We start from the raw sequence: 17,835 nt of genomic DNA, 5'->3' as shown, positions 1-17,835 counted from the left end.
TCGAACATTTGTTCTCAAAGTAGGTAAAATAATTGTTAAATATAGGTTGCGTGGTATATGAGTAAGAATATCCAAGATGTTTCCGAAGAAAACACTGATCTCCTCACTGAAGTGGCGGTTGCTTATTATCAGGATGGCGCGACACAAGAAGAGATCTCTAAAAAGTACTCTATCTCTCGTGCAAAGGTTGGTCGAATGCTCAAGCAAGCCCGAGATGAGGGCATTGTTGAGATCACCGTGAAATACCACCCAGTATTCAGTGCCAAGATAGAACAACGCTTAATTGAGCGCTTTGGTGTGAAACGCGCACTTGTGGCACTAGATCAACCGAATGAAGAGAAGCAGCGACTCCAAGTTGCAGGCTTAGTGTCTAACTATTTAACCAGTACCTTGAAAAATGGCATGGTGGTGACAGTAGGCCAAGGCCGAAACGTATCGTCTGTTGCTCACCATACTGGTGTAATTACCCCTCGTGATTGTAAGTTCGTGTGTGGCATCGGCGGTATTCACCCAAGAGGCGGTATGTTTAATGCCGACCACATATGTAGGCAGCTAGCCAAAAAGTACGGTGGGTCTTCTGAAACCTTATACGCGCCCGCTTATGCAGAAAACAAAGCACAAAAAACGGCATTCATGGAAAACAGCACCGTTAAGCAAACACTCGATCTAGCCCGAAAGGCCGACGTTGCATTAGTCGGTATCGGTGACATGAGCGAAAACAGTTACATGGTTGACCTAGGTTGGTTTACCGCAGGCGAAGTGGTTCAATCTCGTTTATTACAGGGCGTTGTTGGTGACTTTGCTGGCTATGACTTTTTTGACGTTCACGGTAAAGCGGCAAACACCGTTATGAGTGATCGAGTGATCGGTTTGGGGTTAGAAGAGTTTCGCCCAATCGCAGAGGTGATTGCGATAGCTGCCGAGAACAGTAAACCATTAGCTTTATTAGGTGCGCTAAGAACGGGCGTGGTTGATGTTATAGCAACCAGTGTGAGCAATGCTTTGACGGTTTTAAACTTAGATGAGCAGATGAAGCACGCTGAGTTAGACGAAAATCGTTAAGGTACAAGTGTTATTGATAAGCGAAAGGGAGCCCGTTTGGGCTCCCTTTTTGATTCATCGTGTTATTCGTGAGCTTGGTGAGATCAACTGACAGCTATGCCGTTGATTCTGGTAGCTCTATTGTCTCAACCTGAGTTGGTGCTAGATATTCACACAGCTCATCATAAGGAATAGGGCGAGAGAAGTAGTAGCCTTGCATCAAATCACATCCACAGGCCTTTAGAATCGAGAAGTGTTCGTTTGATTCTACGCCTTCTGCCAATACCACCATGCCGAAGTTTTTACCGATTGCGATAATGTTTTGCACCATAGTCAGTGACTGCTGGTCTATAGTTATGTTCTCAATGAAACTCTTATCAATCTTAAGTTCGTCGATAGGGAGTGCTTTCAACATGCTCAACGATGAATAGCCGGTACCGAAGTCATCCAGAGAGATCTTAATATCGTTTTCTTTGAGTGCTTCAAACAGTGGTTTCACTATAGCTACATCTTCAATGAACAAACTCTCCGTTATCTCTAGCGTTAAACAGCTTGGAGAGAACTGATACTTTTCAAGCGTAGCGAATAAGTGGTCAGAGAACGACTTATGGGAAAACTGACGAACAGATATATTGATCGACAGCCCGATCTTTTGTTCGGTTGTTCGGTGCAAGTGGGTGATCTGCATAATGCTGGACTCAATAATAAAAGTACCCAGTTTTTGCATTAAGCCTGTGTTCTCTGCTATCGGTATAAAGACATCCGGCGGAACAAAACCCAATTCGTCATCAATCCAGCGAACGAGTGCTTCTACACCGTGAATACTCTCATTTGCACGAACCAGTGGTTGGAAAACCATGAACAGTGTTTGTTTCTCGATAGCGATGCGTAGCCTTTGTTCTACTTTCATTCTGTAGAGGTGAGCGTCTTGCAGCGCCGTGGTAAAAATACTGTATGAGTTCTGTTGTTGCTTCGCTTTGTACATTGAAATATCGGCAGAACGGAGCAAGCTATCCAAATCTTTTCCGTGTTCGGGGAAGCGAGCAATACCAATACTGCAGCCGAGCAAGAACTGGGAGTGTTCTACTTCATAAGGTTGAGAAAGTACTTCAATAATCCGCTCGGCGAGTCGTTTAATCTCAGATTCGTTCGTTAACGGTGTTAAGAATAGAAACTCGTCGCTGGATTCACGCACCAACAAACTGAGTCGAGAACGGAATCTCATCAAACGTAACGCAATCTGTCTGAGTACCTTGTCCCCGAAGTCGTGCCCGTGAGTATCATTAACACACTTAAAGTTATCGATATCGATAAATAATAGCGAAAATGGCTCTGAGTCATCGTCAATCCATTTGCCAATATTTTTACGCATGTACAAACGGTTTGGTAGAGAGGTTAATGGGTCATGGTTCGCCTGATAAATGAGTTGGCTACGAGTGCGTTGTTCATTCTTGGCAATCGACTTAACCAAAAAGTAGAAACCGAACTGAAGAAAAATAAAGGCAACGAACAGAATGCTGAACTCTTGTATGAATATGCTATCGACGTGAGTTAGGTCCGTACGCCCTACCACCCATAATTTGTAGTTTGGGATGTATTTCGCGCTTATTAAAGAGTGGTATTGTTCATCGTCTACGACAAAAGAGTAGGTTTCTTGCCCATTCATCGCTTCTTGCACGCTAATTCCGAAGTGGTCGGTAAAGGTGCGTGTAATACGCTGTATGACATCTTTGCCTACTGGAGAGGAATACGCACTCTCAGATTCGATATCACTCGAATAAAATTGGCGATAGCTGTCTGTCCTGAGCAGGCTTAGTGTATTGAAACTTCCGGCGTGAGCATTATTTTCAAATACGATCGTGGCGTCTAATCGTAGCCCGGCGGTCATTACTGCATCGGCTTTCTTGCCATCGATTGAAATGGATTTTCTCAGTGGGATAACCAAGCTATTCAGCGATTCTTGAAAATAGGTACGGCCAAGCACCATGCTACTGCTAGATAGGGCGTCTAAAAAGGAGTCTCTCGTTGGTGCGTATTGCAGCAAATTCCTTTGATTCGCAAGTTGGAGATTTGAGCTGATCGAGAGGTAGTCACCGTCGGTGTTCAACAAGCCAAACGCTGCTATCGCAGGGTGGGTTTCAAGTAGTTTGTCTAAAATGGGCCTAATTTGGATAGACGCAGTACGTGTGAAATCAGACTGTTGAGCCAGTTGATGGCCGACCACTTCTAACAAGGCTTCTTGACTGGTCAGCAGTGAGTTGACTGAGCTAGAAAAAAGCTCAACTTGAATGTGTTGCTGCTCTATGAAGTCGTCTCTGTTTGCTTTCCAGTTTGTTACTCCCAACACGGAGAAAAGTATCACGGTAAGCAGCACGATCATAGCGTACAGCGACCAGATATTTTTCTTAAATAGAGCCATGAGATGCCTTTTGTTGGTTACTACTATTAACAGAGAGCAAGTGACAAACTATTGGGTCGTCAGCGTGATTCATGCAACGAAGGATACAAATATCCACAATGAAAGTATTAATGATTAAATAGTGTAACGACTATGAGCAGAGATTCTTGAGTGAAATATTAGTATTCATAATTTTGATAACGATTAGTTTATGATTAATCACAAGTTATGGTTAGCAAGTTGATGTGGATTACCAATCAAACAGTGTTAATCGAGTCTTAGCCTCGAGCGAACATAGTGTTAACTGCGGCACAAAGGCTTACTTCATGAGATGTGAGGTCATCATTATCAGCAAGCTCTTTATGCATGCGCAGTATATTCTAACAGTGGCAGTAAGCGAAGTTGAATTACTGGTTTGTTACGGCGATAGGCAGGCTTTCGTTAGCGCCCCATTCTGTCCATGAGCCATCGTAAACTCCCATTTCACCCGAGTATCCCGCCAATTTAGCAGCCAACAAAATGATGCAGGCAGTCACACCTGAACCACAGCTAAAGAACATCGGTTGAGTTGGCGTTAAGTCTAACGTAGAAAAGATTTCTGTAAGCTCGCTCTGTGGTTTCAACTTACCGTTGTTCAGCACTTGTGCGAATGGTAGACAAACTGAGTTTGGAATATGCCCGCTGCGTAATCCAGCTCTTGGTTCAGGCACTTCTGAATCAAAACGAGCTTGAGATCGAGCATCTAGAATATTGGCACTCTTGTTTTCTGAATAGCTTAGGACTTGCTTTGCATCCACAAAGTAGTTTTCTTGAATGTTGCCTTCGAAATTGCCTGGTGTTACTTCAGCTCTGTACGATGTGTCCGTCGCGTAACCCGCTTCAATCCATGCTTGCAAGCCACCGTCTAAAATGTGTACGTTGTTGTGTCCCATTGCCATAAACATCCACCATGCACGGGGCGAAGCGAAGGTTCCGGAGTTATCGTACACCACAATCGTGCTGTCTTGGTTGATACCAATTTCACGTGCACGAGTGTTGAAGTGTTTTTCGGAAGGGAACATGTGAGGAAGTAGGGTATGTTTGTTGCTGAAGTCTTTGTCGTAGTCGAAACGAATTGCTCCAGGAATCATTTGTCCTTTGATCTTTTCAGACTCACTTGGAATTTGAAATTCGATACTGGCGTCTAAGATGATGATGTTGTCTTGCTCTAACAAACGTTGTTGAAGTTGTTCTGGAGAAATGAGTGGCTGATTCATTCTTATTGTATCCATTCTTGTTGTAGTTATAGCTGTTGTTATATCGGCGGCTAAGGTGCAGCTCTACAGTGGATGAACTGATAGCTGCTTTGTCCGGTGATTTGGTTACTTAATGTATCAAGCGAGACTACAGAATCAATAGGGCAGTCCGTGGTCGGTGCAATAGATACGCGGAATACACTGTTGTCTTGAGTTTGAACAGTAAGATAACGCCTGTGTCCATCTAATGACTGAGTGAGTGTATTCGAAATCACTTTGGCTTCAATACGTTGCCCCGTCTGTGACGTCAGCGGAAAATGGGTAAGGGCAACTAATACGCCGACACCGCACATTAAGATAAATAGACCTATTTTTAACTGTTTCATGAGAGTAAGTCTTTGAAGGTTATCTTGAAAATATAAGTTAGATTCGAAGTAAAGTGAATGAACTCTAATTAGATAATTTTCACTTTTATTGGTTTGGAGCGATCAAAAAAGTGAGCATTGCTGCTCACTTTTGTCTGTAGATATTCGAATCTAAACTTTCATTACCACACAATCTGAGAATTGCTGCTCGATACTACTTTTTGTAGAGGTGGCTGACCATCGTAAAACCAAATCTCTACGAGAAGTGAATCGTGGCTGACTGGGCTCGTGAAATTAGAGGCAAACACACCATTGTTTAATGATCCTGCAATCACTTTGCTTGAGTAGTCTGGTTTCAATGTCGAGTCGTCACGAGCACTAAAACGGCTATACACGGTAACAAATGAACGGTCTATTGAAATACTACTGATGTCGATGTCGATATCAAACTGCTCTATAGAGCTGTAATCAAAACCGTCGGGTACAACTAAATCACTCATAGTGTAAGTGGGTACCGCTGCTGCACTGGCTACTGGAGACGGTGATGGCGTTGCTGGTGTTGCTAGCGTCGCCGGTGAAGACGGTGAAGGAGAAGCCGTGCTGCCGCCCCCGCCACCTCCGCCCCCACCACAACCTGCTAGTAGGAGTGGGGCTGTAGCTAAAACTACGGTCATTGTTTTCTTCATGTTCCAAGAGCTTTGTGCAGACATATTATTTTCCTTAGAGAGGTTGCTTCTCAACTCAACGTTATGATGTTCGCGATTATGTTTATCTTTGATACTCATGACGTCTCTCCTTATGGCTCGTAACATTGGTTGTCTGCTGGTGATGCGTACCAAGTCTGGTTATTTTTACCGCTTGACTCTGCCCACTGCTTAAACTCTGGGTAAGCAGTTACGATATCCACGTATTCTTGCGGCCATTCCCATTCATCGTCTGAAGTTATTATCAGTGCCCATGGATGATTCTCTGTCGTTTTAAAATATTTTCCTGTTGCTGGGTTGCTATCATCGACGCCTAATCCTGCCTCAAAGAGGTTTATGGTATCAAAGGCCTCGGTTGGCGCTTGGTCTGGCAAATGAACCTCCCAGCTGCGTCCTGGATGTAGAGGTAGGTTTTCACCGTGATAATGTCCAGGTGTTGCAAAGATGAATGGGTCGTAAGGCATATCAGTCCAACTTGCTGTGCTAACACCATCACCCGCTAAGGTAATACCAACTTGGAAGGAGAACTGCTCGTCTTCTTTACATCCATTGCTGGTACGGTAGAAGTTACAAGCGGTAGTGATTTTCTCAGTTAAGTCGTTTGCAATGACAAATATTGCCTCGCTGCGTCCTTCTTCAAGATCTAGGTCTGTGAATACCCCGTTGTGTTTCATGTAAGAGTTACCACTACTCACTAAACTTGGGTCTAGGTTCGGAAGTCGAACAGCAAAACCGTTTCTATAGGTAGCGCCAACAGCAGCTAGGCGACCGTCGATGGTGGATTTAACTACTTTGCCATCTTTAAGGATTTCCGTTATGCGATAGAATAGGACTGCGTCATTCATATCGTAATCGGCTTTGTACGGCCAGTTATCTTCGTAGGCGAGTGTTGCGTAGCCAGAAGCACTAGGGAAGTAGCGAGCTGTCGCACCATCATTCAATACGTCGACTTGAATATCCACTACCTCACCGGAGGTTGAACCGCCGAAGTAGCTTAAGTTGGTTTGTTGACTGAATCTGAATCGAGCCCATGTGGTACCAGTCAGTGCGTTGATATCGACATTTAGGAATAACTCATTTTCACCAGCATCTAACAGGTAATCTGTAAATACTTGTTCGTTGGCACCATCGAAGCTACCGTCTTGGTTCCAGTCGATCCAAGCCGAAAGGTAACCGGTTGTTGAAGCTTCAATTACCACTTTTGAATCAAGCCCGGCTTCAAGCGCAGTAACAAAACCGATACCACCGTTAGCCCACTCATCGTCCACTCCAATAGTTTCATCTGATTGTGGAGTGACATAACCATCCAAGTCTGCATCTGGTGGTGTTGTACCCAACCAAGTGATGCCATCAAGCTCATGTCGAGGACCATTACTCGCCAGTAACGTTAGGTAGCTGTCTGGAGCATCACCGAAGTCGATGTTTGAGTCTTCATCCACAACAGGTGCATTAGCACAACGAGCACCATCATTTTGACCAGAAATTGGGCCATTCGGTACAAATTCATCGGCTGGAACAATACCTGCTGCGATATTGGCAGCGTTGTCGGGAGATAGGTTGATTCGGTAGATCTTACCGTCTTGGTTTCGAGATACGTAGTAGTAGCCATTGACATCAAAATAGCCAGCACCGAACGTACCTAACTCACCGGTATCGCCGATGTAGGTTTCGGCTCCTGTGGTTGGGTTGAATTGGTACAGGCCGCCCGAGTTATTATCAATACCATATAGAGAGCCATCGCTTGGGTGAAAGGCGAAATCAGTCAATTTTACGGTTGCTGGGCTGCCTACAATTTTGTTAACGGTAACAGTCGCATTTGGATCGGCATCTAAAGGCGAAAGGTCAACGGTGAACAGCCCCTTACCTGTGCGGTATAGGTAGTAAACATGGTCGTAGACATCGCCTACATAAAAGGTGTGATCGGTTGGTAAGCCGCTGGTGTTGATGACCTCTGCTTGGAAGTCTTGGCCAAGACGCACTAAGCGTTTGTTGGTGGTGTCATAGCCATAAATATATCTGTCTTGAAAGTCAAAACCGACACCATTGATGTTGGCATTCATGCCTGTATCGTCTTCTAACAGGGTGGTTGAGCCGGTAACTAGGTTAACGCCCCAAACCTCAACGGGTTTCGACTGAAATAGGTATGCCTTACTAGGGCAGGTATCGAATGGCGCTGCGTTGGCGACCAATGGCGCACTTAATAGCAAACTTAACGTTGTGATTCTCATATCTACATCCTTGTCATGGAAGGTATAGATACTTTTACAAGTTACGTGCCAATTTTAAGTTATTGATTTTAGATAGTTTTCATTCTTAACTCTTCAGCGGAAATCTGTTTTCTCAAAATGAGAATTCAAATGAAACTGATTCCTCATGAAATGTTTCAATTTGAAATCAGGAATGTTTGGACTCAAGTTCAAATATAAAAAGCCCCGACATTGGTCAGGGCTTGAGGAGTTATAAAGTAGCTATCTTACTCGTGATTAGCTTAACCACACACCGAACAATTCGGCATCTTCATTAAATTCATCTCACGCCAACTGTGAGACATGGCATCGAGAATCAAAAGTTTGCCTTGCTTTGGTTGTCCAAACTTAGCAATAACTTTAATCGCTTCCAAAGCCTGAGCCGCGCCCACCATACCAACTACTGGCGCCATCACACCGGCTTCGACACAACTTAGTGCCGCATTGCCGAACAGAGCGCTTAAGCATTGGTAACACGGTGCATTTTCATCTTGATAAGTGAATACGCTAATCTGACCTTCCATACGAATCGCAGCACCAGAAACCAATGGCGTTTTAGATGCGTAGCATAAGCGGTTAAGTTGATTACGTGTTTCAACATTGTCGCTGGCATCAAGCACTAACGAATGCGCTTCGATTAGGTTCGCAAGCGTTTCGTCATCGAGCCTGTGATCGACAGTCTCAACTTTTAGGTGTGGGTTTAACACCTGTAATGATTCGGCGGCTGAAACGACTTTCTTTTTACCAATATCAGCATCGGTGTGAAGCACTTGTCGCTGCAGGTTTGAAAGCTCGACAATATCGTCGTCGATCAGTGTCAGCTTACCAATGCCCGCAGTCGCGAGGTATTGAGCAGAGGCACAACCAAGGCCTCCTGCACCCAACACTAAGATTGAGCTCTGTTTCAGCGCTTCTTGGCCTTCAAAATCAAACTGCTTAAGAATGATCTGGCGATTGTAACGAAGCATCTCTGCGTCAGACAGTATTTCCATCAGTAAGCCTTGTTAGTAAAGCGTCGAGTTAAACAATTGAATCTGAACTGTTTCGCCCACTTCAACACGGCCACGCTCACGCTCAAGTACCACAAAGCAGTTTGCTAGGCTCATTGAACGGAAAGCGCCAGAGCTTTGGTTACCTGTTGTTTCTACTACAAATTGACCGTTTTCAATCGAGTAGATACCACGTTGATAGTCAGTACGGCCTGGGCCTTTTTTAAATGCAGATTTAGTAATAGCAGGGATCGATTCTGGCGCTGTCCATGCAGTGTGACCTGCAAGTTTAGCAAGCATAGGCTGAACCAAAACATACATCGTCATCATCGCTGATACTGGGTTACCCGGTAGGCCACAGAACCAAGCGTTGTCTAGTTCACCAAATGCGAACGGCTTACCCGGTTTGATAGCTAGTTTCCAAAAGCCGATTTGACCAAGTTCTTCAAGGATGTCTTTGGTGTAATCGGCTTCGCCAACACTTACGCCACCGGAAGTCACGACAACGTCTGCCAATTCTTGAGCTTTCTCGAAGGTTTCTTTAAGCGTCGTAGGGCAATCAGGGATGATGCCTAGGTCAATCGCTTCGCAACCAAACGCTTCAATCAGTGGTTTGATACCGTAGCGGTTGCTGTCGTAGATCTGACCATCTTCAAGAGGCTGACCTAGCGGTTTTAGCTCATCGCCAGTAGAGAAGAAAGCGACTTTAGGTTTGTGTGCAACAGTCACATGGCTCACACCAAGTGAAGCGATCATTGGAATGTCGCGAGGCGTTAAACGTTCACCGCGGCTAAGAACGATGTCACCTTGTTTGATGTCATCACCGGTAGGGCGAATATTGTTGTTCAGTCTGATGTCGTCTTGCTGAATTTCGATGCCCGCATCGGTTTCGCGAGTATTTTCTTGCATGATGACTGCATCGCACCCTTCTGGGATTTTAGCTCCTGTCATAATGCGAATACAGGTGTTGCTTGGCCATTCGCCTTCAAATGGCTGACCTGCAAAAGATTTGCCTGCTAAGGGCAGTACTTTACCGTTTTCTAGGTCCGCTAAACGTAGCGCGTAACCGTCCATTGCTGAGTTATCAAAAGGAGGTACGAAAATAGGGGAGAGGATATCTTCAGCAAGTACGTAACCTAATGCATCTGCCAATGGCAGCGATAAGGTCGTTTGAATAGGTTTAATTGGTGATAGTAGCTTATCTAGTGCTTCTTCAATTGGCATCAAGCCCGGAGCGTCGCAACAGCCCATAATTGAATTCCTTTGATCGTTATTATTTTATTTGATGGTTGGCATCAGAATCGGTTTTGAGACTAAAAAGTTCGCCAACGAAATTGCAGTCACTTTAGCATAGTTTAAGGTCCGTAAATAATGACCTCCCTTAAAATATGGGTGTAATTATTCAAAATTCCGAGTATCCTTGTCTGCCATCCAAAAGGGGTAATAAAAGAGGAAGTTCAATGTCAGGTCTTAGCGAATCAGCGAAGTTGGTTAAAGATGCGCTAGCAAGCCGCGGATTAGAGACACCAATGAGTCCTAACCAGGTTAGCCGAGAAGAGAAAAAGGAACGAATCGAACACCATATGCGTGAGATTCTAACTCTCCTTGAACTTGATCTTACGGACGATAGTTTGGAAGAAACACCGCAACGTATTGCTAAAATGTACGTGGATGAAATTTTCTCTGGTTTGGATTACGCCAATTTCCCTAAAATTACCGTAATCGAAAATAAGATGGGTGTTCGTGAGATGGTACGTGTAAAAGACATTACCGTGACCAGTACTTGTGAACACCACTTAGTGACGATTGATGGTAAGACAGCGGTAGCCTATATCCCTCGTGGGAAAATCATCGGCCTTTCAAAGATTAACCGTATTGTTCGATTCTTTGCTCAGCGCCCGCAAGTTCAAGAGCGTATGACACAGCAGATCCTTGTTGCATTGCAAACGCTATTAGAAACCGATGACGTTGCTGTAACCATGGATGCGGTTCACTACTGCGTGAAATCACGTGGTGTAATGGACGCAACCAGCGAAACGACAACAACAGCACTGGGCGGTATTTTTAGATCAAACCCAGCAACGCGCCACGAATTCTTGCACGGCCTGCGTTAATACGTTTCGTTATTTGATAAGCTCGATTTAGCCTCAGAAAATCGACAACCAAGATTTTAAGCCTCGCACTCGCGGGGCTTTTTTGTACTTGTAGTAAAGTTAATTGCAATGACTGAGAATGTCGTCATTCCCTAGAGTCAAGAATGAGCGAGTAGGGAATCTGCTTTTATGCTCAGAGGTGATAGTGCAAGCGGTGGTTGGAAATAGATGCGCTCTACACGGTGTAAAGCGCAAATTTGGTTTCAGCTGGTGGAATGCTTAAGAAAGGTTAAACAAACGCTTTAAGTGGTGAACAATACCTGACGGTTTGTTCTCTGCTTGGTAGATGTTCAAGCCATCATAAAAGCTCGCCATGAACTCTACGCGAATCTCATCGTCAGTGCTTCTCGATAAGCGAGACAGCAGTGTAGCGGCTACAGCAGCATGATCATTGGCTAGGCTGTAATCCATTCCTAGCCGTCCTTGAATGAACAACCACAAATGAGTCACTAATTTTAACTGTTGAGCGTTAGAGTTTTGAAACTTGTCGCTGTGCTCTGTGCCTACTGTGTTATCGAATACATTTTGCATCGCCTCATTCGCTTCTTTATTGCTTTCAAAGCGATAGCTTGCATCGATATGTACCTTGGTTAACAGACCAAGCAACGTCTGACGTGCAGAGTTGTCCGGCTTATTCTCACAAGCGTGTTTAAACAGAGCGTGGTTTTCGTCGATAAAAGTCGTTAGCTCTTTCTCGAAACCTGTCGCAATCGCGGCTACTGAGTCTAAACCAGACTCTTTCAAACAAGAGTGCAGCTTGGTTTTTACTTGCTGATTTGCTTCAAGTTTCTGCTGATCACTAGTTGGAAGCTCAGTCATTACTCTGTAGCTCTTCCCACGTTACTTCAGCCGATTGAGTATCGCTGTTAACGAAAGCAGAGTTGCCAGTCAGCATCACTGAAAGATCCATCGTGCGTTGTGTCATCGCTGCAAGCTGCTCAATACCATCGTTGTCTAGACGAACGATCTGAGCTTTCAGGTAACCGAATTTACCTTTGTTCTGCTCCCACCACACGTTTGATTTAGTGTTGAAGCTGAATACACGCACTGATTTAGATAGGCGAGTTGCTTTCTTAACACGCTCTGGATCGGGTTCGCCGACATCAACCCATTCTAGGATTTGATCATCTAACGATTTCTGCCATAAATCGGGTTCTTCAATGCTAGACAACCCTTTAGTGAACTCAAGTTCAGGAGAGGCATTGATACAGAAAGCCATGATTCTAGCCATCATTCGCTGTTCTGTTTCAGAAGGGTGTTGTGCAACCGTTAGATTAAAAGAGTCGTAATAGTCGCGATTCATATCAGTTAAAGAGATACGAAACTTGTAGATTGTGGGTTTGAGAGCCATGTGATGTAAGGGTTCCAATCGGATGAGGTGTACTATAGGTGTACCAATGAGTTTTTTGAAATCACAGCCTATAGGTAAGTTGTGCCTAGTATAAACGAAGTAGAGCAGTTAGCTAGCAAGATGAGGCTTTCGGTACACCCCAATTATTTTAAGCGCTTATGGCGACCTAACAAGAAGGGGATCACATGACAGTAAGGTGAATTTCGTCAATCAAGTCTTGGGCTGAAAGTAGTACTTCTGACTCTTCGGTACTTAGTGGCGTGTTTGCTTGCTGCAGCGCGTACAAGTAATCGAATTTTACGAAGAAGTCGTAGAGTAACGGAGTGATTTTGCTATTGGTTGCGTTTATATATTGCTCTAGTGTTTCGTTCGAACAGTATGCTTCTTCATCGCCTCCTAGTGCTCTGACAATAGACACACGAACGAAATGGAAAAACGGTTCTAATTCTGGTGGGTTAACGACCATTCTAGCTCCTCTTATTAATTCAGTTTCATTCTTAAATGGGCATTGAAAAATCTGCAAGCGCATCTACTCCAGGAGGCGAGTGACTTAACAAAGATCGAGCCTTAGTACAGTGCGCACTTTGTCTGCTTGTGTTCAATTGTGCATATCTCCTTGGATCAGTGCAGCCTCTTGTATTTAGAGGTTTTATCATTGAAGTATCGCGAAATGAGTAAGAATTACATTTTTCGAGAGTTAGATTGCAAATGACAAGAACTGAGCATTAGTGAAGATTGGGAATAGTTCAAAATGTTATACGACACTATGGAACTACCGCCAGGACAAGTGGTGAGGCCACAACAAATATTTGCAGGAATAGCGCTCTTGGGCATTCAATCCGAATTGGAAATTAAAAATTCTACGTATCTACTCGGGTTAGCTAGAGCAATAGCAAACATCAAAAAATAAGATTAGAAAAGTATGGCCATTATGGGGTGCGCTAAAAGTTTAATCATGAACGACTAACGGGACATAAGTATTGTTGATAAAGTAGCTTCGACTGGAGCGAGAAACGCCTTGTTGGATTAACCAGTCCTCCTTTTGGGTCATATCAAGGGAAAGAAGCCGGACTTATTTAGTTTCGGCTTTCTTTTTCATAATGGGTTTTGAAACGCTTTGTTTGGATTGTGATAGATGATTTTGTAGGTTTTTGATATGTATTTTAATAAATTATCGTAGTTCTGGTTGATATGTTCTTCTATATCCTCCGCCGTTATAGCCAGCGAATCTTCAACACTTTTAATCACCATTGAATTATCCCAGTTCATGTGAGAACTACTCAAAGTTATAGCAAATGCCTGCATTCTACTATGTTGCCAAATAATGAAATTGCATGCGTTTATGCAATCTTCAAAACCGAGTGGTTGATGAAGCTGAAGACGAACCAATAAAGACTTTATACGACTAGCATTTTGACCACTAGGTTCAAGCGCTGCAATTATCTGTTTTGACAAGTCATCTCCAAATTCATTTATTACATAAACAACTTCTGGATGAGGAAGTGACTTATCTAGATAAATATAGTCTTTATGTGATTCAAACCGGATATGACTCAACTTTACAAACTGTGTAGGGACTGCAATATGACGGATATATTCATTGACTTCCGCAATCAATTCATCGAACAAAGCGTTTACTTTCGCCGATTTCTGTTGAATTTTCCAAGATGAGAGTGCCAAGTAAGCTATAGTCGCGGTAATTAACCCTGAGACGGCTTGAACGATCCCATTCCAATTCCATTTTAAAACCACCAACCAAATATCTTGCATGTTTTTCCTAATTTTGTCCCGATTTTAAATTCGCCCCAGAAGAACTAAGTCGTTCCATTGTTGCCACTTGATTCATCTGAATAGAAAGTAATTCAGCTTGATTAGCTCTAATTGAATCCACGTTATCAACTAAGCTTTGTTCAATTTTAACCATGTTTCCTATTAAATTTACCTGTTGTTCATCTTGAGTAGTTAGTTGCTCAATAGATTTAACCAAACTAGATATAGTATCCACATTTTCACTCATACGGTCGACAATGTCTTTTTGACCTAAGTAAAGATTATTGATACTGGAATAGATAAGATCATTTTGATTGTAGAATGTCATGAATTGTTGAGAACTTGCATGTAACCCATGTAAGTTCATAGTGACAAAAAGCATCAGTGTAGGATTAAGGCATGAAGCTAGGTTGTTTTGAAACCTAACAAGATCTGAATGTCCATTATAAGTTGTGCGTTGCTTCGAAATGCGAAAAAGTATGGTTCCAAAATTAATTAGATAGGCTAAGTACGCAAGCAAATATAAATTGTTAAAAATGCACACTACACCAATGAGGTTTGCTATCAATGCTAAGTGCGTAGGGTCAGAAAGTCGAACTACCTTAGTGTGGTTTTTGAGCCAATCAAAGATCGTTGCTAAGGCTCCAATTACCGGTATTAAAATTGTTAATGAAGTAAAACTGTCGGTAAACAGGAAAGATAAATCATCTAAAGTCGGCACAGTCGGTTGTCCTAATTAAAGTTGCCTCGTTGGTACGCTATATTACAATGCTTTAACTCCGCTAGCATCATAGAAAGAGTTATAAAAATATGAGCTATTGAACCAGAGTAAAGAAACCCAACGTTGGTCTAATACGGCCAAGCATTGGGAGTTTTTTAAACAGTTCCCTACTAAAATTCAGCCTCTTGCGTCACGACCGTCTTCATCTTCAGCGGTACGGAATCGCCAGTATTTATCTGGCTTTACCCAAACCACTGTATCGGCATTTAACTTTTTGAAAGCAGACAGTATCTGTCGACTAAGAACAAGATTTCCATCTGCATTTTCCCGCAATAAGCCCTCAGCATTAGATTTAACAAGAAAATCGACAGCATCATCTTGGTACAGACACCCTTGACCTTCTAGCTCTAGCTGCATCCAATCAGCAGCTTGCTGAACATTCATAAGCTATTCACTCTTGTACAACTTTGATTAATGAATCATGCGGAAAAATACCATTATCAAGTTTTTTGCCAGCAAACCACTGGCAACGATAATCTTTATCAGCAGTGTAAACTTGTTTAATTGTCATATCTGGACCACCAGATTTTAACTTTACGATTTCACCAACTTTGTATAATGAACCATTAGACATAATCATCTCCTTTTAATGCAATTGATTACACATTATATATGGTGGCGGAATAAAAATTTTCAAGTAGTTACTTAACAACTGCTATTAACTAGAAAGTTTGGATATATTTGAAAATATGGAACTATCGCATAGGCTTGCAACTAAAGCAGGGTCGTGTGAGTGTTGATAGCTATGTCGAATTTGCCTCCGTGATACAACTCGGGGATTTACAGCGAACTGCATTCGAAAAGTGGATAACTTTGAGTAAGGCAAACGGTTATGAACAGATGCTACTTAATCTGACCAGTAAGAGATTTTTTATGTAATCTCAAACATGGAAGCTAAAAGCTTGTTGCCATATTCCCCACATCTAAGTTCAAATCTGTGCCTTTTTCACTTTGCGCTTTCTCAATTGCAACCGGCTTATCCGATTTGATGGTGAGTGACACTTCAGATTTACTTTTCACGGTTTGGTTACCTAGAGGACTATAAGCTGTGCTTTGCTTAATAGGCTGAACCCCTCCAGCTTGATAAGCGTGGTATCCCTGCTCGGTTTGGGTTCGCTCAGTTTTGTTTTGGGTTTCATTGGTCGTAATGCCAAGTGTTGCGCTTTTATCTTCAATACGGTTGAGTTTAGCGGCTAAGTTATCGACTTCTTGACCAGCTTCATCAGTTTGAATTTTCCACCCATCGGGGATGAGCGCATCTGGCAGTTTGTTGATCAGCGCTTTGAATTTACCCCATAACCAGCCAATGCCGTCACCAATCCATTTAATGACTTTGTCTAAGCCAATGAACTTATCGATTAAATAAGTAATCGCGATTACTGCAGCAGCAACAGCGGCCACCATAAGCCCGATAGGGTTTGCCAGAACCGCCGCATTTAAAGCAATCAGAGCCACTTTCAAAATGGCGACCGTCGCCAGAATCCCTTTAAAGTTTTGCGCTAACCAAATAAGCCCTTTACCTAGCAGTTCAAAACCTTGATAAAGACCATCTACGGTTTGGATAAGCTTTTCGATGAAGTCGGTTCGCCAAGCTGCGTTCTTAAACTTCTCAGAAAACTGGGTGAATGCTTTAGTCGCTTTTTCCATGATGGGGGCAAGTGCTGCAAACTTCATAGAGCGAACGCTTTCTTCGATTTTTTGCAAAGCATCGTTGTAGGCTTCCGCTTTCGCCGCATCTTCTGCAGTCACACCGCCACCCAATGCATTAAGTTCTTTTCTTGCTGTCGTTAACCCTTCAGTGCCTTCACGTAACATGATCAGCATTTTACGACCGTCTTGTCCAAAGGCCGCGTCCGCAAAGGCCATTTGCTCTTGCGGCGTTTCAAGCTGAGAAAACTCTTCAAGGAGCATTTCATAAGCCTGCTTAGTGTCTTTCGCGCCTTGTAAATCTTTATGCAGCGCGTTCTCACTCTTCTTGAGGTAAGAGCCTAACGCACCAGCCCCCGTTTTTTGCAGCACGCCAAGCCGCTTGGTAAAGCGAAGCATAGAGTTAGACAGGGCATCAGAGCTTACCCCCGCATGTTCAGCTTGGGACTGCATGGCTTGGAGTTCTTGAATGGGTAGGGTTAGGGTTGCCGATGTCTTTGCTAGGTTATCCATTTCACCTGCCGCGCCATTCACTTGTGTTACTAACCCAGCAAAGCTCAAACCACTTAACAGCGCGGCTCCTTTTCCTGCCGCTGCAGCGCCGACCTTGGGAAATTTGATGGAACGGCTCAGCTTTTGAATCGGGATCATGACTCTTTGTAAGGTGGTATAACGCTTACTGAGCCTGCCAATTTCCTTACCGTGTTTCTTATAACTTCGATTCAGTCGGTCGTACTCATCATCGAGATTCCCTGTATTTACTCCTGTCTTTTTTAACTGGGTATCGAGCTTCTCTAAATGGGATTTGTAACCCTCTTGCTCAGTGTTCAGTTTGCTCAGCTTAGCTTGCTGCTTTGTGATTTTCTCCGTGAGCGCAGCGCTTGGGGATTCAACGCCTGCTGCTTTTACTTTTAACTCCTCAAGCTTTTCGCTGACTGCAGCAACAGCAATGGCGTTCTTGTCCATTGCTTTTCGTGACGTTTTTAAAGAATCAATCATCCCCATTGCTGCAGAGTCATCAGCCTGTGTTCTCTGTACCTTTTTGATGGACTTGGCGTAATAGTCACTCTCGCCACTCATCCCTTTGAGAACAGCTGAAGTTTTATCTTTCATATCCATGAGAACAGACAGTTTCATTTTCATTCTGGATAGCCT

The 17,835-nt window shown here is 43.4% G+C and carries 17 protein-coding genes and 1 pseudogene; 3 read left to right on the top strand and 15 right to left on the bottom strand.

Translation table 11 applies throughout. The features are described from left to right. The first annotated feature begins 57 nt into the window (after window positions 1-57). Window positions 58-1,062, top strand: a complete 1,005-nt coding sequence (locus QQ041_RS09080) for a sugar-binding transcriptional regulator (RefSeq protein ID WP_132969104.1) — start codon at window positions 58-60, stop codon at window positions 1,060-1,062. A gap of 94 nt (window positions 1,063-1,156) precedes the next feature. Here QQ041_RS09080 and QQ041_RS09075 read toward each other — a convergent pair whose 3' ends face one another. The 7 genes from QQ041_RS09075 to moeA form a co-directional block, all read right to left on the bottom strand. After that, window positions 1,157-3,460: a bifunctional diguanylate cyclase/phosphodiesterase gene (locus QQ041_RS09075; RefSeq protein WP_285953669.1), complete on the bottom strand. Its 2,304-nt coding sequence runs from the start codon at window positions 3,458-3,460 to the stop codon at window positions 1,157-1,159. 386 nt (window positions 3,461-3,846) lie between these two features. Beyond that, window positions 3,847-4,695 (bottom strand): sulfurtransferase, encoded by an 849-nt coding sequence (locus QQ041_RS09070; RefSeq protein ID WP_285953668.1) that lies wholly within the window; start codon window positions 4,693-4,695, stop codon window positions 3,847-3,849. Window positions 4,696-4,745: 50 nt separating this feature from the next. Next, a complete protein-coding gene (locus QQ041_RS09065; protein WP_171369036.1) occupies window positions 4,746-5,060 on the bottom strand; it encodes a hypothetical protein in 315 nt (104 codons plus the stop codon). 161 nt (window positions 5,061-5,221) lie between these two features. Then, complete coding sequence (locus tag QQ041_RS09060; RefSeq protein WP_285953667.1) at window positions 5,222-5,824, bottom strand: hypothetical protein; 603 nt, start codon at window positions 5,822-5,824, stop codon at window positions 5,222-5,224. Between the two features lie 11 nt (window positions 5,825-5,835). Then, window positions 5,836-7,971: an LruC domain-containing protein gene (locus QQ041_RS09055; RefSeq protein ID WP_285953666.1), complete on the bottom strand. Its 2,136-nt coding sequence runs from the start codon at window positions 7,969-7,971 to the stop codon at window positions 5,836-5,838. A 260-nt stretch (window positions 7,972-8,231) separates the two neighbouring features. Then, on the bottom strand, window positions 8,232-8,981 hold the full coding sequence (gene moeB / locus QQ041_RS09050; RefSeq protein WP_285953665.1) for a molybdopterin-synthase adenylyltransferase MoeB: 750 nt from the start codon (window positions 8,979-8,981) through the stop codon (window positions 8,232-8,234). A 12-nt stretch (window positions 8,982-8,993) separates the two neighbouring features. Then, a complete protein-coding gene (gene moeA / locus QQ041_RS09045; RefSeq protein ID WP_285953664.1) occupies window positions 8,994-10,229 on the bottom strand; it encodes a molybdopterin molybdotransferase MoeA in 1,236 nt (411 codons plus the stop codon). 209 nt (window positions 10,230-10,438) lie between these two features. Here moeA and folE point away from each other — a divergent pair, with 209 nt between their 5' ends. Beyond that, the gene (gene folE, locus QQ041_RS09040) at window positions 10,439-11,092 is read left to right on the top strand and encodes a GTP cyclohydrolase I FolE (protein WP_017061725.1); all 654 of its coding nucleotides are present in this window, start codon (window positions 10,439-10,441) and stop codon (window positions 11,090-11,092) included. A 258-nt stretch (window positions 11,093-11,350) separates the two neighbouring features. On the opposite strand, the gene QQ041_RS09035 is transcribed toward folE, so the two are convergent. The 3 genes from QQ041_RS09035 to QQ041_RS09025 all read right to left on the bottom strand — a co-directional run bounded on the left by QQ041_RS09035 (window position 11,351) and on the right by QQ041_RS09025 (window position 12,948). Continuing rightward, entirely contained in the window at window positions 11,351-11,950 is a 600-nt protein-coding gene (locus QQ041_RS09035; protein ID WP_285953663.1) for a hypothetical protein, read from the bottom strand. Then, window positions 11,943-12,482 (bottom strand): YaeQ family protein, encoded by a 540-nt coding sequence (locus tag QQ041_RS09030; RefSeq protein ID WP_017631131.1) that lies wholly within the window; start codon window positions 12,480-12,482, stop codon window positions 11,943-11,945. The genes QQ041_RS09035 and QQ041_RS09030 overlap by 8 nt, the downstream gene beginning before the upstream one ends. A 181-nt stretch (window positions 12,483-12,663) precedes the next feature. Then, entirely contained in the window at window positions 12,664-12,948 is a 285-nt protein-coding gene (locus QQ041_RS09025) for a hypothetical protein (protein ID WP_285953662.1), read from the bottom strand. A 189-nt stretch (window positions 12,949-13,137) separates the two neighbouring features. Between QQ041_RS09025 and QQ041_RS09020 the strand changes: the two are divergent. Then, window positions 13,138-13,392 (top strand): annotated as a pseudogene (locus QQ041_RS09020) (hypothetical protein). Window positions 13,393-13,577: 185 nt separating this feature from the next. Here QQ041_RS09020 and QQ041_RS09015 read toward each other — a convergent pair. The 5 genes from QQ041_RS09015 to QQ041_RS08995 all read right to left on the bottom strand — a co-directional run bounded on the left by QQ041_RS09015 (window position 13,578) and on the right by QQ041_RS08995 (window position 17,823). Continuing rightward, on the bottom strand, window positions 13,578-14,252 hold the full coding sequence (locus QQ041_RS09015) for a hypothetical protein (RefSeq protein ID WP_285953661.1): 675 nt from the start codon (window positions 14,250-14,252) through the stop codon (window positions 13,578-13,580). A 7-nt stretch (window positions 14,253-14,259) separates the two neighbouring features. Then, window positions 14,260-14,973, bottom strand: a complete 714-nt coding sequence (locus QQ041_RS09010; RefSeq protein WP_285953660.1) for a hypothetical protein — start codon at window positions 14,971-14,973, stop codon at window positions 14,260-14,262. Between the two features lie 177 nt (window positions 14,974-15,150). Further along, the gene (locus QQ041_RS09005) at window positions 15,151-15,417 is read right to left on the bottom strand and encodes a hypothetical protein (protein ID WP_285953659.1); all 267 of its coding nucleotides are present in this window, start codon (window positions 15,415-15,417) and stop codon (window positions 15,151-15,153) included. A 7-nt stretch (window positions 15,418-15,424) separates the two neighbouring features. Next, entirely contained in the window at window positions 15,425-15,607 is a 183-nt protein-coding gene (locus QQ041_RS09000; protein WP_285953658.1) for a DUF2158 domain-containing protein, read from the bottom strand. A 320-nt stretch (window positions 15,608-15,927) separates the two neighbouring features. Continuing rightward, complete coding sequence (locus QQ041_RS08995) at window positions 15,928-17,823, bottom strand: hypothetical protein (RefSeq protein ID WP_285953657.1); 1,896 nt, start codon at window positions 17,821-17,823, stop codon at window positions 15,928-15,930. Window positions 17,824-17,835: the final 12 nt, after the last annotated feature.

This window comes from Vibrio sp. TMPB1044, assembly GCF_030442075.1.
GTDB lineage: Bacteria > Pseudomonadota > Gammaproteobacteria > Enterobacterales > Vibrionaceae > Vibrio > Vibrio satsumensis.
Note: the sequence above shows the minus strand (reverse complement) of the source record. Positions and strands in the feature narration are given on the sequence as shown.

Coding starts and splice junctions, on each gene's coding strand:
- QQ041_RS09080 (WP_132969104.1), top strand. CDS start 58: ATGAGTAAGAATATCCAAGATGTTTCCGAAGAAAACACTGATCTCCTC.
- QQ041_RS09075 (WP_285953669.1), bottom strand. CDS start 3,460: ATGGCTCTATTTAAGAAAAATATCTGGTCGCTGTACGCTATGATCGTG.
- QQ041_RS09070 (WP_285953668.1), bottom strand. CDS start 4,695: ATGAATCAGCCACTCATTTCTCCAGAACAACTTCAACAACGTTTGTTA.
- QQ041_RS09065 (WP_171369036.1), bottom strand. CDS start 5,060: ATGAAACAGTTAAAAATAGGTCTATTTATCTTAATGTGCGGTGTCGGC.
- QQ041_RS09060 (WP_285953667.1), bottom strand. CDS start 5,824: ATGAGTATCAAAGATAAACATAATCGCGAACATCATAACGTTGAGTTG.
- QQ041_RS09055 (WP_285953666.1), bottom strand. CDS start 7,971: ATGAGAATCACAACGTTAAGTTTGCTATTAAGTGCGCCATTGGTCGCC.
- moeB (WP_285953665.1), bottom strand. CDS start 8,981: ATGGAAATACTGTCTGACGCAGAGATGCTTCGTTACAATCGCCAGATC.
- moeA (WP_285953664.1), bottom strand. CDS start 10,229: ATGGGCTGTTGCGACGCTCCGGGCTTGATGCCAATTGAAGAAGCACTA.
- folE (WP_017061725.1), top strand. CDS start 10,439: ATGTCAGGTCTTAGCGAATCAGCGAAGTTGGTTAAAGATGCGCTAGCA.
- QQ041_RS09035 (WP_285953663.1), bottom strand. CDS start 11,950: ATGACTGAGCTTCCAACTAGTGATCAGCAGAAACTTGAAGCAAATCAG.
- QQ041_RS09030 (WP_017631131.1), bottom strand. CDS start 12,482: ATGGCTCTCAAACCCACAATCTACAAGTTTCGTATCTCTTTAACTGAT.
- QQ041_RS09025 (WP_285953662.1), bottom strand. CDS start 12,948: ATGGTCGTTAACCCACCAGAATTAGAACCGTTTTTCCATTTCGTTCGT.
- QQ041_RS09015 (WP_285953661.1), bottom strand. CDS start 14,252: ATGCAAGATATTTGGTTGGTGGTTTTAAAATGGAATTGGAATGGGATC.
- QQ041_RS09005 (WP_285953659.1), bottom strand. CDS start 15,417: ATGAATGTTCAGCAAGCTGCTGATTGGATGCAGCTAGAGCTAGAAGGT.
- QQ041_RS09000 (WP_285953658.1), bottom strand. CDS start 15,607: ATGTCTAATGGTTCATTATACAAAGTTGGTGAAATCGTAAAGTTAAAA.
- QQ041_RS08995 (WP_285953657.1), bottom strand. CDS start 17,823: ATGAAAATGAAACTGTCTGTTCTCATGGATATGAAAGATAAAACTTCA.